Origin of the sequence: Leptospira weilii serovar Ranarum str. ICFT, from assembly GCF_000332415.1 — a bacterium.
Lineage (GTDB): Bacteria > Spirochaetota > Leptospiria > Leptospirales > Leptospiraceae > Leptospira > Leptospira weilii_A.
This window is the reverse complement of record NZ_AOHC02000021.1, coordinates 222,395-237,904: the sequence shown is the minus strand read 5'-3', so window position 1 is coordinate 237,904 and position 15,510 is coordinate 222,395. Positions and strand designations below refer to the sequence as shown.

11 protein-coding genes and 2 pseudogenes are annotated in these 15,510 nt (G+C 45.4%); 4 read left to right on the top strand and 9 right to left on the bottom strand.

Annotation, left to right across the window (positions count from 1 at the left end; genetic code table 11):
- Positions 1–15: 15 nt before the first annotated feature.
- The 9 genes and pseudogenes from LEP1GSC060_RS06705 to LEP1GSC060_RS06665 all read right to left on the bottom strand — a co-directional run.
- Positions 16–246: pseudogene (locus LEP1GSC060_RS06705) on the bottom strand (hypothetical protein); the annotation flags it as partial.
- Positions 246–2,828: pseudogene (locus LEP1GSC060_RS06700) on the bottom strand (TonB-dependent receptor plug domain-containing protein). The pseudogenes LEP1GSC060_RS06700 and LEP1GSC060_RS06705, both read right to left, overlap by 1 nt.
- 8 nt (positions 2,829–2,836) lie before the next feature.
- Positions 2,837–3,265 carry a hypothetical protein gene (locus LEP1GSC060_RS06695; protein WP_036095549.1) on the bottom strand — a complete coding sequence of 143 codons (429 nt, stop codon included), beginning with the start codon at positions 3,263–3,265 and terminating at the stop codon, positions 2,837–2,839.
- 1 nt (position 3,266) lies between these two features.
- Positions 3,267–3,932 carry a hypothetical protein gene (locus tag LEP1GSC060_RS06690; RefSeq protein ID WP_002998725.1) on the bottom strand — a complete coding sequence of 222 codons (666 nt, stop codon included), beginning with the start codon at positions 3,930–3,932 and terminating at the stop codon, positions 3,267–3,269.
- Complete coding sequence (locus LEP1GSC060_RS06685; protein WP_002998900.1) at positions 3,904–4,281, bottom strand: LIC20211 family lipoprotein; 378 nt, start codon at positions 4,279–4,281, stop codon at positions 3,904–3,906. Before LEP1GSC060_RS06685 ends, LEP1GSC060_RS06690 begins: the two co-directional genes overlap by 29 nt.
- A 300-nt stretch (positions 4,282–4,581) precedes the next feature.
- A complete protein-coding gene (meaB, locus tag LEP1GSC060_RS06680) occupies positions 4,582–5,619 on the bottom strand; it encodes a methylmalonyl Co-A mutase-associated GTPase MeaB (protein ID WP_002999072.1) in 1,038 nt (345 codons plus the stop codon).
- 88 nt (positions 5,620–5,707) lie between these two features.
- On the bottom strand, positions 5,708–7,903 hold the full coding sequence (gene scpA / locus LEP1GSC060_RS06675) for a methylmalonyl-CoA mutase (RefSeq protein ID WP_002998749.1): 2,196 nt from the start codon (positions 7,901–7,903) through the stop codon (positions 5,708–5,710).
- Positions 7,900–9,780, bottom strand: coding sequence for a methylmalonyl-CoA mutase family protein (locus tag LEP1GSC060_RS06670; RefSeq protein WP_002999254.1), 1,881 nt, complete (start codon positions 9,778–9,780; stop codon positions 7,900–7,902). Before LEP1GSC060_RS06670 ends, scpA begins: the two co-directional genes overlap by 4 nt.
- A 96-nt stretch (positions 9,781–9,876) precedes the next feature.
- Entirely contained in the window at positions 9,877–10,866 is a 990-nt protein-coding gene (locus tag LEP1GSC060_RS06665) for a TerC family protein (protein ID WP_002998701.1), read from the bottom strand.
- Positions 10,867–10,954: 88 nt separating this feature from the next.
- Between LEP1GSC060_RS06665 and LEP1GSC060_RS06660 the strand changes: the two genes are divergently transcribed.
- From LEP1GSC060_RS06660 to LEP1GSC060_RS06645, 4 genes are all read left to right on the top strand, one after another.
- Entirely contained in the window at positions 10,955–11,581 is a 627-nt protein-coding gene (locus LEP1GSC060_RS06660) for a lysoplasmalogenase (RefSeq protein WP_036095610.1), read from the top strand.
- Between the two features lie 62 nt (positions 11,582–11,643).
- Positions 11,644–12,552, top strand: a complete 909-nt coding sequence (locus LEP1GSC060_RS06655) for a ferritin family protein (RefSeq protein WP_002999099.1) — start codon at positions 11,644–11,646, stop codon at positions 12,550–12,552.
- Between the two features lie 9 nt (positions 12,553–12,561).
- Positions 12,562–13,719, top strand: coding sequence for an aminotransferase class V-fold PLP-dependent enzyme (locus LEP1GSC060_RS06650; protein ID WP_002999063.1), 1,158 nt, complete (start codon positions 12,562–12,564; stop codon positions 13,717–13,719).
- Between the two features lie 496 nt (positions 13,720–14,215).
- Positions 14,216–15,160: a bile acid:sodium symporter family protein gene (locus LEP1GSC060_RS06645; protein WP_002998741.1), complete on the top strand. Its 945-nt coding sequence runs from the start codon at positions 14,216–14,218 to the stop codon at positions 15,158–15,160.
- The last annotated feature ends 350 nt before the right edge of the window (positions 15,161–15,510 follow it).

Genomic DNA, 15,510 nt, shown 5'->3' with positions numbered 1-15,510 from the left:
GGTGGACACCTAGGGAGCCTGGTTCAAACAAGACTGAGCCGCCTGCAAAGAGTTGATACAAGACTGGATCGGATCGGTCGGAGGCAAAAGGAGATACTGAAGTATCACTCTCTTTTCATTGTCTCGATTGAAACTATCGTCTCCGTTGGGAAGGTTGTTACAATTCCAAATCAGATTGAAAACGATCAGAAAGTACGTAAAATTTCCGATTCGTCTTACTGTGATTTTGAGGAGATTTCTTTTCATTAAAACTTCACCTCGATCCCAAGGTTAAAGAACGGAATGACGGTTCCGCCCGGCAACGTAAGGGTTCCGAACGTAGGGTTCATACTAGGTGTTCGTCGCCGAATAAGGGCGCGTAACGTCGAAACTCTCGCCGGAAACGTTCTGCCTCATGTAGACGTTGATGACTTCAAAGAACGTGTTTACGTAACCCCATTCGTAATTTAAGAATTTGTCGATCCTAATATCCAATCTGTGATAATCGTTAAGACGTTTGTACTAGGTGTATTCCGCGAGATACGGATTGTTGGCCGATGTGGGTATCCAGATCGTTTGATTGTGGCGGGATTGTTGTATTTACCGCCGTCGTCTCCCACGATCGGAGTGATCGGAGTGGAAGTTAAATAAGACCATCTCGCGCCGAATTGCCAGTCCTGACTGAATTTCCAACCGAAAACGACGTTGATGATATGAGTTCGATCGTAATCGTACAGGGTTTCTTTAGAGTTACGGTAGGATTGAGCGAGCAATCTTTGTTCGGGTCCGGTGGCGACGGGAGCCGTAATACCGTCCGGTTTATAAAGATTAGGATTTCTGAATGTTTGAGACCAAGTATAGGAAATCCAACCGAACCAATCCTTTTTTCCGGGAGTTGCGATTTTGCGTATTACGAATTCGTAACCCTGCGAGCGACCGGTTCCGTTGTTGGAGTAATTGAGAGGTTTGTTGAGAATATAAGGTTGTAAAACCTTACCGTACTGATCCGGGTTGGTTCCGATAGATTCCGTGATATAAGGATCGGTTACGATCAAGTTCGAGAATTCCTGTTTAAAAACTTCTCCTTTGATCTGCCAATTGGAAGTGACTTGATGATCGATCCCTCCGCCGTATTTGAACGCCTTTTGAAACTTCAAGTGCGGATTACCGCTTTGTTCTGAAAAGCGGGTGTCCAACGGAAAATTATAATGTTCTCCTCCGCCCCCGAAAACGGTGGTTCCTTTGGCGAATCCTTCCTCGAACTTATAAGACACCTGGGCTTTCGGACCGAGAGCCCCGTTTTTGATATAAGGAATGTAATCGTATCTCGCTCCGGGTTCGATGAGCAAACCGCCGAATTTGATCTTCATCGTAGTATAAGCGTTATAGTATTTACTTTGTACACGGTTGGTATCCGAAACGGTTCTATAATCGGGGGTAGCCGTATCATAAGGATTCGGATCCGGATTATTGGGATCGGTTTGTTGAATCGTACTTCCCGAAGTTTTGTAGTTGAGAAAACGCATTTCGGAACCGAACTCCAACGTTAAGTGCTTATTGGGATCCCAATAAGCATCCTGTCTAATTCCGTTGTAAGCGCCGCTCGCTCTTTGTTTCGCTTTGATGGAACCGAAGGCGACGTTATAGTCAAAAAACGGATCGTAACTGATCAAGGTAATTCGATTGTTGAATTTTTCGGTAGGTCTCCAAGTATAACGGAAAGCTTGTGTACGATACCCTTGGCCTGCGGAAAAATTCCCACCCGCATAGGCCGCAAACTGATCCTGGGTCGGATCGTTCTTTTGTTTGGCGGGAGGATCCACGGCAAAATCGTCCTTTGCCGTCAAGGAATAGAATGAAATCTGATGTTCATCGTTGAAGTTATAGACCATTTTCACTTGCGAATCCGTATAACGAGGCAAACGGATCCCGTCCGGAAGTAGGCTGCTCCCTGAAATGGTTCCGAGAGTTTCAAACGTTTTATCGATATAACCGACTTTCACGGCGCCGAGTATATAACCTTTTCCGTTCGCAAACGTGGTCTGGTAATTTGTGGAAGCCGCCCAGAGAGAAGTCAAAAAATTTCCGCCGGATCGTTCCACCTTATCCGGAGATTCGATTTCGATGACCCCGCCCAACGCGTTGTTGAAGTTCGCGGGAAGAACCCCCGTATAAACGTCCATGGATTTGATCAGGTTTCCGTTGATTGTAGCGGTCAAACCGTCGAAGTGAAACGGATAAAGAATCGGGAGATCGTCGTAAAGATAAAGGTTCGTATTCGGATCGGCTCCACGAAACACGTAGTTACTGGCGCCGCCCCCGAAAGCGGAAACGGGAACAACTCCGGGAATCGTTTCGATGGCGCGGAGAGGTTCTCCGAACGTACCGGGCATCCGTTTGATTTCTTCGAAACGGAGTTTAGTACGGGACATGAGTTGTTTTTCCCGTTCTCCGGTTACGTTGATCGAACCTTTCGACCCGCCGCCTCCGGCTTTGGACGATTGATCTACATAAAGAATAACAACTTCCTCTCCTTCCCCGATTTCCTGACGGATTTCCTGAAATCCTGTATCTTTTAAAATACGAAACGTATAAGCGCCGGAAGAAGGAGCCACCGCTTGAAAATATCCTTCCGCATCGGTCTGATAAAACTTTTGTGTTTCAAAAAGCATAACTCTAACGTTCGCTTCTCCCGAATTTTTACTATGAGAGTAAATACGGGCGCGAAAAGAAACTTCCGCAAGAATAGGCACGGTTGTAAAAAAAAGAAATAAAAACGGAATCCGTTTTATCAACGTTACGGATCGTATGGCGAGAAGAATGATCGATATGTTTCTAATAATTTTCATCGTCTGCCTTACTGTATTTTAGTTTTTACGAATACATCCTGAAAGTTTACATACCAAGGAATTTCACCGAGAGGATCTTCGACATAAATCAGAACGCAGGCGAAAGGGTAGGAAACAAAAGGACATTCCGCTCGAGTGATCGCGATCGTGCAGAGATCCAAATTCCTTTGTTGAACCTCTTCCACAACGACCGGAATCGGGGTAGGAATCGGAGTTCCGCATTTATTACTCAAATAATTAGCGGCGGCGTAGATCTGGCTCTGAGAATCCCCCGGCGAGACGACGTCGGCCTGCGCGCAATTTTGCGAAAACAAGACCGAAATCAAAACGTAAACGAAAACCAAAACCAAACGAAATTTTTGCAAACGTCTCCGTCCAAAGAAGTTTTTTTTCGCCGTTATCGAATTCAAAGAATCTACTAAAGAATATTTTAACATACTAATTCTTCTTTTTTCCTCCGACCGAAATTCCACCGGACGTCGGAGGAGAGGATCGTTTTCCGCCGCCGACGGAAATTCCTCCGGAGTTTTGTTTTTCATCCTTAGAAATCGCGTCTTCGGTGGAAGATTCTTTCTTTTGTTGTTCCAATTTCAACCTTTCCGCTTCTTCCTTATTACCGATTACGCTTCCTTTGACTTTTAAAACGGAAACGGTTCCGAGAGGGAACATAACGTGTGTCTCGTGCCAAACTTTGATACCCACCAGGCTTCTTCCCCCCGGAACTTTTTGAACCGCTTGGCTGAGCGCATAATCGATGCTAATCGGATTCGTAAGGGGAATCATTCCGAAAACGAAGAACGTGGAAGATTCGCCCTCCGATTCTTCTAAGATATCATATCCTGCGGTGCGAATGATCGTCGCCGAATCGTAAAGAGCCGGTGAACGTACTCTTCCTCCGGGAGAAAACAAAGTGGCTCCCATACAATTCCCAAAAACGAAAAAGAGGACAATCGTAAAGAAACCGATCTGAAACAAAGAAAAATTCGGAGCGGGGAGTCGCCCTAAGCCGCAGTTTTCCGAAGCCAACGGAACGCTTGCCATGAGGCGTCCGAGAGTTCGTTGCGGCGTTAGATTTTTATTTTCTTTTTTTGCCGCTTTGATCATTGAGTTGATCCTCGAATTTGATCGCTTCCGCATTGATATGCAGCCTATTGACGGTAATGAAAAGAAGAATGTATTTGTCGGTCCAATATCGGATATTGATCAAAGCGTCCGCTTCTTTTTCGGTCAACATCGTAGTCACTACCTTGTCGATCGGGGGTTCGGAGAGTGGAACCCCTATAATTGCCATATCGAACGTATTCCAAGTTTTATGACCCTCCACAGGACCGATGACCTTGTATTTACGATCCGCAACGGGAATATTACTCGTTGCAATTCCGGCGGAAGAGGTCGCACAATTGAGTAATACGAACGAAATGAAAAATAAAAAGAGAATTTGAAAAATTTTCACAATACCTGCCTGCAACCCGGTAAGCTCGAAATGTTCCCGAAATTTTTTCTATAGAGTGTTTTCAGAAACAGTATATCTGACAGATACTATCTGTTAGATATACGTGCAAGAATAATTTTTACTAACTTGCCGGATCGGATCCTTTTAATGAATTGTATTCTTCATTTTCCGAAAGGAATGACAAACTCATAGAAAAAAAGTTCCCATTTGGAAAAAAATAAAATTCAAAAAAAAGATATTTGGAATCGGATTGAGGGAATTTCGGGAACAAATCCTACGTTTTGCAGGTCTTGAAAAGATCTATTTCCAGATACGTTTTCGGTATTCGCCGATCAATTTTTCGGCGGCCTGAAAGGAACTGATTCGATGACGACTCACTTGATCTTCCATATCCTGATAGAGATCTTTCATCCGAATATAGAAGTCGCTCATGAGATTTTCAGCGACCGTTTCTTCGAGCCAATACTTCGCCTGATTGGTTCTTCGGATTTCAAAGTGACCGTTGGGCTTTAGAGTTTTCTCATATTCTAATATTTGATTCCAGATCTCCGGAATTCCTTCTCCGGTCAGAGAAGAACAAGATAACACTTTCGGAATCCATCCGTTTTCGTGCGCGGGAAAAAAATGAATCGCGGATTGAGTTTCCACTCTCGTGAGTTCGGCCCTGGTTTTATTGTCCCCGTCGGCCTTTGTGACTGCAAAGAGATCCGCCATCTCCATGATTCCCCGTTTGATTCCTTGTAATTCGTCTCCCGCTCCCGCGATAAGAAGAAGCAAAAACAAATCCACCATCGAATGAACCGCCGTCTCCGATTGTCCGACTCCGACCGTTTCCACAAAGATCGTATCAAAACCCGCGGCCTCGCAAAGATAAATCGTCTCTCTTGTTTTTCTCGCAACTCCTCCCAAAGAATCTCCGGACGGAGAAGGGCGGATAAACGCGGATTCGTTTCTGGAAAGTTCGAACATTCTCGTTTTATCTCCGAGAATACTTCCTCCCGAAATCTGACTGGATGGATCGATGGTCAGTACGGCTAATTTTTTTCCCTGGGAGATGGCATACATCCCGAAGGATTCGATGAATGTGCTTTTGCCGACTCCGGGAATTCCCGTAATTCCGATCCGAACCGATTTACCGGAATGAGGAAGGCACGCATCTATTATGGTTTCTGCAAGTTCTTTGTGATCGGTGCGAGAACTTTCGACGAGAGTGATCGCACGACTGAGCATCACTCTGTCTCCGGAAAGAATTCCTTGTATGAATTCTTCCGGAGTGGGGAGGGTTTTTCGCCCGATTCCGGTGGATCGGACAATCCCGGATTGTTCTTCCGAACTCAAAGGCAGATCCTTAAACGTTTACTTTCAAATTTTCTAAGAACTCTTCCCAAAACAAAACGATCGACTTCTTTCAAAATTTTCGTTTCTTTTAAGATTTTGGGACAAGCTCTAAATCTTTTATGAGAAGTTCTAAAATATCCGCGGCGGCTTTTGAGATTTTGGTTCCCGGTCCGAAAATTCCGGTGACTCCCGCCTTGTAAAGAATATCATAATCTTGTTGTGGAATCACTCCTCCTGCGATGACCATGATGTCTTCTCTTCCGAGTTTTTTCAATTCTCCGATCACTTGAGGAACGAGGGTTTTGTGACCCGCCGCCAAACTGGAAACGCCAAGAATATGCACGTCGTTTTCCACGGCTTGTTTGGCCGCTTCCGCAGGAGTTTGAAAGAGCGGTCCTATATCAACGTCGAATCCCATGTCCGCAAAACTCGTGGAGATGACTTTCGCACCTCGGTCGTGTCCGTCCTGTCCCATCTTGGCGACCATGATCCGAGGACGACGTCCTTCCAGAGTGGCGAACTTGTCCGAAAGTTCTTTGGCTCTTTTGAAATCCGCATCGTCTTCGATCTCGGAAGAATACACTCCCGAAATCGAACGAATCGTTGCTTGGTATCTTCCGAATACTTTTTCCATAGCGTACGAAATTTCCCCGAGGGTCGCACGTTTACGAGCCGCGTCCACCGCAAGAGCGAGTAAGTTTCCCTCTCCGCCCCCGGCGCATTTTGTAATTGCGTCGAGCGCGGACGTTACGTCGACGTTGTTTCGATTCTTCTTTAATTCTGCGAGTCTACGAAGCTGGGATTCTCTCACCGCAGTATTATCGATATCTAATATGTCTAAAGGTTTTTCTTCAATCGCTTTGTATTGATTGACCCCGACGATCACGTCTCTTCCGGAATCGATCTTCGCTTGTTTGCGCGCGGCTGCTTCTTCGATTCTCATCTTAGGAATTCCGGTTTCGATCGCCTTTGCGATTCCGCCTAACGTTTCGACCTCTTCGATCAGTTCCCAAGCGCGGTGGGCGAGAGAGTGTGTGAGAGATTCCACGTAATACGAACCGCCCCAAGGATCCACAACTCTGTGAATATTGGTTTCTTCCTGCAAAAAGATCTGCGTGTTTCTTGCAATTCTTGCGGAGAAGTCGGTCGGAAGCGCGATCGCTTCGTCGAGCGCGTTCGTGTGCAGAGACTGAGTATGGCCCAAAGCGGCGGCTAACGCTTCGATACAAGTCCTCGCTACGTTGTTGAACGGATCTTGTTCGGTCAAACTCCAACCGGAAGTTTGACAGTGAGTTCGAAGCGCGAGGGATTTTAAATTTTTAGGATGGAATTGTTGTACGAGTTTCGCCCAGAGAAGACGTCCGGCCCTCATCTTTGCGATTTCCATAAAGTGATTCATCCCGATCGCCCAGAAAAAGGACAAACGAGGCGCGAACGTATCCACGGACATTCCGGCTTTGATTCCGGTGCGGAGATATTCCAAACCGTCCGCGAGAGTGTAGGCGAGTTCTATGTCCGCGGTCGCTCCGGCTTCCTGCATGTGATAACCCGAAATCGAGATCGAGTTGAACTTGGGCATAAAGTCGGCAGTGTATTTAAAAATATCCGCGATGATTTTCATGGATGGAGCAGGGGGATAGATGTAGGTGTTGCGCACCATGAATTCTTTCAAAATGTCGTTTTGAATCGTTCCCGAAAGTTTATCCGCGCTTACGCCTTGTTCTTCCGCCGCTACAATATAAAATGCTAATATAGGAATCACGGCCCCGTTCATCGTCATCGAAACCGACATCTGATCCAGAGGAATCTGATCGAATAGAATTTTCATGTCGAGGATCGAATCGATCGCAACGCCTGCCTTACCTACGTCGCCGACCACACGTTCGTGATCGGAATCGTATCCTCTGTGAGTCGCCAAGTCGAACGCAACGGAAAGACCCTTTTGTCCCGCGGCTAAGTTTCTCCGGTAGAAGGCGTTGGATTCTTCCGCCGTGGAAAAACCCGCGTACTGACGAATCGTCCAAGGTTGTTGGACATACATCGTGGAATAGGGACCGCGCAAGTAAGGAGGGATTCCCGCCGCGTAGTCGAGGTGTTCCATACCCGCGAGATCTTCCGCGGTATAAACCGGTTTGACCGGAATTTTTTCGGGAGTCCGCCAAAGGGTTTGTTCGATGGAACTGAGCCCCAGATCGCCGAGGGCGGATTTCTCCCAATCGGACTTGGAAACCTTTCCATTACCCTGTGGCGCATAACGTTTTGAATCAAAACTCGGACGTTTCATTGGATACCCAGCCTTTTCTGAACGGACTTCAGAGTTTCTAAATGTTGGGATTTGACGTGGATAAAAAATTCGATTCCTTTTGTTTTGAGAGAATCGATTTGTTCGGTTGGATTTCCCGCTACGATTCCGACAAGACGGTGATTTTGTTTTTTCAAAACTTCAAAGGTAGAATCCACAAAACCCGCGACCTCTTCGTCGCTCGAACAAAAGACCACGATATCCGCGGCAGTTTCTTTTAAACCTTGCAGCGCTTCTTCCGATGTCGCATAACTTCCCGGATCGATTACCCTATAACCCGCACAAGCGAGAAAGTTCTGGGAGAAAATGGCTCTTGCTTTTTTCATCTTGAGATCGCCCATCGGCAAAAGAAGAACGGTCGGAGTTTTACCGGATTTTTTTGCAAAGGCTTCCGTTTTTAGACGGATCTCTTCGATTTCCGCTCCGGCTCTAAACTCTAAAATTTTTTCGCAGGTGATTTCTCCGGACACGCTTTCAATGTCGCCTAACGTTTGATTGCGATTGAGTTCGGGAACCCGGTCTTCTCCGTTCGGATATTGATTGGTTCCGAGAAGAATTTCCTTTCGATTCGCGAGATTCTCTTCTTTTTTCTTTCTGGATTCGGCGATTTTTGTTTGGATGATTCCTTTTTGGACGGCTTCTAAAAATCCTCCCGCGGATTCGATCTCGCAGAAAATTTCCCAAGCCTTTTTCGTAATGGAATCGGTGAGAGATTCGAGATAATACGAACCCGCGGACGGATCCACCACCTTGTCTACGTGCGATTCGTGTTTCATCAAAAGTTGAATGTTACGCGCGATTCTCAGAGAAAAAGAATCGGAAGTTTTTAATATACTGTCATACGGAGCCAAGCTGATGACCTCACAACCTCCGATCGCCGCGGACATCGCTTCGGTCGTTGCGCGAAGCATGTTCACGTTCGGATCGTAGGCGCTGTAATTGTATCTACAAGTTTGTGCACAAAGAAACGCGTGCAGTGAGGATTCTTCTTTAGGAGAAAATTCTTTCAGGATTTCCGCCCACAAAATTCTCGCGGCGCGGAACTTCGCGATTTCCAAAAAGTAATCGGGGCCGATGGAGAATTCGAACATCAACTGAGAAGCGATCGTATCCACGGACATTCCGGTCGTTTTAAGTTGTTGCACATACTCGCAAGCAGCGGCTAACGTGAAACCCAATTCTTCCGAAATGGTAGAACCCGCGTCTCGGAACGTGGAAGAACTTACCGACAAACCTCTGTAATGCGGCCAAGAAGCGGCTAACGTTTTCAAAATTTCCGAAAGTGCGGAGATGGAATGTTTTCCGGACCTTCCGTGTTTGAGAAGAATCCGAAACGGATCGTATCCAAGTCCTCCGACAAGCACCTTGCCCTTGGGAAGCCAAGAAAAAATTTCAGGAGATCTTTCTTCCGCGACGAAGTGAAGAGTCACTTGATCGAAAGGAAGTCCTGCGATCAACGCTTCCAAGTCCTTCGCGGAATGTACGGGAACTCCGCGCTGTGAAGAAGTTTTATTTTCTAGGATAAATCCGATGGCTGTTACGCCGTTGGCCGCGGCGTCTTTTGCGAGTCGATTGGCTTCGGAGATCGTAGGAGAATCAAAGTCTTGACGGACGCTCCAGTCTTGGACGAGTTTTCGAGTGGATCTCGCAAACGGAAAGGTTCCGGGAAGATTGGAAGTCAGCCACTGTTTGTCGCCGATATCGTCTTTTGTATAAACGGGTTGGATCTTAAATCCTTCCGCCGTTTCCCAAACTAACCTCTTCTCAAAGTCGGCGCCCTTAAGATCTTTTTGGATGAGTGCAATCCAGGTTTCCCGAGTTACAGGAGGGAAGTCCGTAAATAGTTTCTGGTCGGCCATTTTGTTTTTCTCTTTTGGACTTAAAATCTTAGTCTTACAAGATTCTGTTTCTAGGGAACCTTGCAAAACTCTGGTGTAAAGTCAAAAACCCCTCTTTCAAGGTTCATTTTTGGTTTTGAGATAATGGGGAATCGACGCCAAAATGGAAAGTGTAAGAGTTCCCACGATCATTCCCAAAGAAATCAAAATCGAAATGTGAACCTCGCGCCCAAAAACATAGGGAGAAAAAAGAGGAAGCAGAAGTTTTACACCCACGAACGCCAAAAGAACGGCGACGCCCCGTTTCAGAAAAATAAAAAGTTCCATCACACCCGAAAGCATAAAATACAAAGAACGAAGTCCGAGGATCGCGAAGATATTGGAAGTATAAACGATGAACGCGTCGGTCGTGATCGAAAAAATCGCCGGAATCGAATCGAGCGCGAATAGGATATCGCTGAACTCCACGATGAGTAACGTGATGAACGTGGAAGTAAAAAGATATTTACCGTGTTCCTTGACCAAGAACTTTTCCGGATGTTGTATTTGACTGAGCGGAAGGATCTTCTTTACAAACTTGATTACGGGAGAGGATTCCGGATGAAAGTCTTCCTCCTCGGAATGTGTGAACATTTTGACCGCGGTGTAAAGAAGTAGAATTCCGAATAAGTAAAGAATCCAGTTGAACTGAGAAATAAGCCCCGCTCCTACAAAAATCATAATCGCACGAAAGATCAAAGCTCCGATAATTCCCCATTTCAAAATCAGAGGTTGATACTGAGGTGTGATCCGAAACTTCTGAAAGATCATGATAAAAACGAAAAGGTTGTCCACGGAAAGAGAATATTCCAGGAGATAACCGGTGATAAATTCGAGAGCCTTTGTTTGACCACGCGCCGGATCGGTCGGGGATTGATCCATCACATAGATCAAAATGCTAAACGAAATCGCAAGACTGAACCAGAAGAGAGACCAATACACGGATTCTCGGAGAGGAATTTTGTGGGCTCTTTTATTGAGAACAAAAAGATCCAGATAAACGAGAAGACCTAAAACCACCGTAAAAACAACACTTAAGATCCATTCTCCCGAACTCCAATGCCCCATATTCCCTCTTTGTTTTCCCGATTCTTAGATGACAAAAGTTCCGGCTCTTTACAAAATTACAATCCCAATTCCCGTAAAGAAGGTTCAGATGATTTTACTCTTATTTTCCATCGCTTCGATGACTCATATGCTGGTCTTGTATCTCATTCCGGATAACGTGGCCTTTAAACTCGGAAGTAAAATCCTACCGATTCTCGTTTTGATTTTTTTCTCTTTTCGGGAAGGCAATTGGAAAGGCAGGTCCGGAAAATTTATTTTCCTAGGTCTGATCTTTTCCTTGTTCGGAGATATGTTTTTAGGTCTTCCCGGAAATTATTTCGTGTTCGGACTCGGTTCCTTTCTTGTAGCTCAAATTCTCTATTCGATCGGATTTTCGATCGGGAATCCGGTTCATATCGTTCGATCCATTCCGTATTTCGTGTACGGAATTTCGTTTTACGGTTGGATTTTTTCCGGACTCGGAGCCTCTCTTTATATTCCCGTCGGCATATATATGATAGCGATTTGTATGATGGGTTGGCGGGCCGCTTCTAGGGAATGTTCAAAACCGGAATTTTGGAAATCCTTTGCGGGCGCTTCCCTTTTTATTTTATCCGACACCCTCATCGCGACTAGAAAATTTACGGCGATTCCGATTCCTTGGATCGGAGTTTGGATCATGTCGACGTACTACGCGGCTCAGTTCCTCATCTATGAATCCGTGGAAGAAAATTAAATAATTATTGATTCGGTCCCTAACATAACTAAGATAGCAAAGAAATCCGGAGGAATCTTATTATGAATATTAAACCTTTAAAAGAAACGACGTTTTTAGAAGCGGTCGCAGCGGCGATTCAGCACGAGAAGGATTACTTCGACTTTTATATGAGTACGTATGAAAAACTCTCTCCCGGAAACACCAAGGAACTTTTCGAAAGATTGGCGGAAGAAGTGGACGATCATATCAAGTTCATCACGGAATTGTACGAACAAGCGGAAGGATCCGAACTCCCGAATCTCAAACAACTGACCGCGATCCATAAGTTCCACGACACAACTCTTCAAAAACTGATGAACAAAGTAGAAAGAACGATCTCAGGTCCTACGAGTAAAGACGCACACGAAGCTTTGGAACGTGCGATCCGAGAAGCGGAAAACGCAGTGTCCTTCTACGAAAAACTCGCCAACAAGTTCGAAGACGTGAACACCAAATCCCTTTTCACAAAACTGAAAGACTACAACCACAACTATCAGTCTCTTTTGGAGACGGAGTTGAACGGCCTGGATCAATCCCAGTCCGGTTCCGGTCAGGGAACTTTTTTCTGGGACGAACAAGCGGAAGAGGTGGCCAAAGCGGAATCCAAACCTACAAAGGTTTCTTCCCCCGCTCCTAAAAAACCGAAGGTTACGGCCCCGGTTGCGAAACCCGCCGCTGTAACCCCTGTCGCAAGTACAGCTACAACCAAACCCGAAACTTCTCCAAAACCCACTACGAGCGCCAAAAAAGCGGCTCCGAAAAAGAAAGCTGTAAACAAACCGGTCGCGAAGAAGGCTACTCCAAAGAAAAAGGCCACAGTGAAAAAAGCGGCGGCCAAGAAAACGAACGCGAAATCGAAAAAGACGGTGAAGAAGGTCGCTAAAAAAGTTTCTCCCAAAAAAACAGCGCCTAAGAAGAAGTCGGCGGCCAAGGCTAAGAAAAAAAGGTAATCGGTAAGAATGCAACCCACCGCGATCACCGATTGGAGAGAAATCCAAGATCTTTATCCCGTAAATCAGGAGATGATCTGGTTGAACAATTGTGGGACCACTCCCTGCAATGTACATACGATCCAAACAGTCGGAGAATATTTAGAAGGTTACTCCAAAAAGGGAGGGCTTACGGAAGTTCGGAAATACGCTTCCGTAAAACAAACGATTCGAAAGATCGTAGCGGGACTGATCAACTGCGACGTGGAAGAACTTTGTATCATCCACAATACCAATGAAGGAATGTATTTCCTTTCGCTCGGATTTCAACTGAAAAACGGGGATGAAATTCTACTTTTGGAAAACGAATACCCGAGCAATATCTATCCTTGGGAACACTGGAAAGAAAAAGGAGTCAAACTCGCGTTCATTCCGATGGCTTCTACCCCGGATCAGTTTTTGGAGAATTTGAAATCTTCCGTCAGTTCCAAAACCAGGATCGTCGCTCTCTCGGCGGTTCACTGGTGTACGGGAATGCCTTTTCCTTTGGAAGAAATCGGAACCTTCTTGGATTCCCAAGGAATCGAATTCGTTTTAGACGGCGCTCAAGGAATCGGTTTGGTACCGGTCGACGTGAGAAAGATGAAGTTAAAATACATCGCATTCCCCGCTTGGAAATGGCTCTTGGGTCCTTTGGGCCTCGGAATGTTGTACATCCGACAAGATAGAATCGACTCGCTTGCGTTTCCGTTTAAAGGAACAAGCTCCGTAGTCAACGACGAGGTTTACTTACCCTACCGCGCAGAACTGAAATCCGGAGCGGATCGTTACGAAATTTCCACGGGCAACTTTATCGACTGGGTTTACTTTCAATCCACCCTGGAAATGCTCCAGAAAATCGGATTCCATTCCGTTATGGAAAGAATCTACGAACTCTCGGACTATCTTTCCGAAGGAATGAAAAGCGTTGGTTTTCAAATCGAGCTCGATCATTTTCCGGACAACAGAACCGGAATCGTAGTGGGATCTAAAGAAGGGATTCCGATGGACGAACTCGTTTCTTATTTGAAGAAGAACGGGGTGATGTGCGCTCTTCGTCTCGGAAAGGTAAGATTTTCTCCTCATATCTACAATCGCAAAGACCAACTGGATCGAGTCGTGGAACTGCTCGGCGCTTTTCCGGGCTGAGTTTCTTGAATGCGATCCGAACGCCGGACCTATCGAACGACCCTTAGGGAGTGAGATTGAGTTAAACCTCGAACGACCCTTAGGGAGTGAGATTGAGTTAAACCTCGAACGACCCTTAGGGAGTGAGATTGAGTTTAGGAAGCGTTGTGCTTTAGTTTCCCTGGTTTTGGGTGGGGAAAGACTCGGGAGGCTTTTCTTTATCAGAAAATCATACTTTTTGCAAGTAAAAAGCTCCATTCTTGTCGGAACACTTTAGCGAATAAATTTCAGAGTTCAGAATCATTTACAGAATAGAAAAATCATGCTTTGTTAAAGTCTGATCCCTTTATTAGGAAAATGTAACTGAACTCTGAAATCGGTTGGTTATGATAGTGAGTGAGACGCTGGGTTTAGCGAAAGTATTGTGTTGAAGTTCTCTCTCGGGACTCAAGAAAACAATCTCACGTTGCGTTTTATTGCAAAGAAAACGTAAATTTTAGGAAGCTGTAGTTTCACATTGGTTCAAAACAAACTCCAAAAAGTCAGCGAGATCGGTACGATTTTATTTCCCGTTTGGGTATTGATGGGATCGATTGTTTCTTTTTTCTTCCCTCATTGGTTTACTTGGTTCACCGGACCTTGGATCACTTACGGTCTCGGGTTTACGATGCTTGGAATGGGAATCACACTTTTACCCCAAGACTTTCAAGAAATATTTAAAACTCCGATTCCGGTTTTTGTAGGAGTTGTATTACAATACACGGTCATGCCGATCTCAGGTTGGGGAATCGGAGTTTTACTCGATTTACCCGCTCCGTTGGCTACGGGGCTTATCGTAGTTTCGTGTTGCCCGGGCGGTGTGGCGTCTAACGTGATCACCTATCTTGCAAAAGGGGATTTGGCTCTTTCGGTTTCCATGACCGCGGCATCGACGGTTCTTTCCGTGTTTATGACTCCGATCCTCACTCTACTTTTGATCGGAAAGGGCGTCGAGACATCGGTAAGCGGATTATTCTTGGACACGTTTCAGATCGTGATTCTTCCGGTTACACTCGGAGTGTGGCTCAACTTTTATCTGCCCGAAATTTCCAAAAGGATTCAAACCGTCTCACCTTTCGTTGCAGTTTTATTGATCACGATGATCGTATCTTCCATTCTCGGAGCCGGAAGAGATAAGATCATTCAGTCTGTCGGAATTTTAATCGTAGCTGTCGTCGGATTGCATACGTCCGGTTTCTTTTTCGGTTATCTTATATCTTGGTTATTCATCCGAAAACGAAAAACATCCAGAACGATTTCAATCGAAGTAGGAATGCAAAACTCAGGGTTAGGAGTTGTTCTTTCCAGAAATAATTTTCCCGATCCGTTAGTCGCTATCCCCGCCGCAATTTCGAGCCTCGTACATTCCCTGATCGGAAGTTTACTGGCGGCTTTTTGGAGAAAACGGACGCCGAAGGAATGAAAAACTTCTAGTCTTGTCGTTTGAGTGATAATCCTCAAAACACCGATTGGTTTGTTCGTGCGTTATTCTCCCGATGTCTGCATTATGTTTTCATTCCATAACTTTTTTGAAAATTCAAGAAACTCTTTCGGTCCGTTATGAAATGCTTGGTCAAATTTATACTCATCGCCATAAAATTCCCTGTCCGAAAGTTTCACTTTGTTTTGTCCTCATAACAATGATCGATAACGGCCGATTCTTTTCTTTAATCTTTATCTAACGACTCGCCTGTTCTAACAAGTAAAATTCATCACACTCTTCCTGGGACGAGTTATGCCAACTAACGAAAAAGGCTTCTCGATATTTGCAAG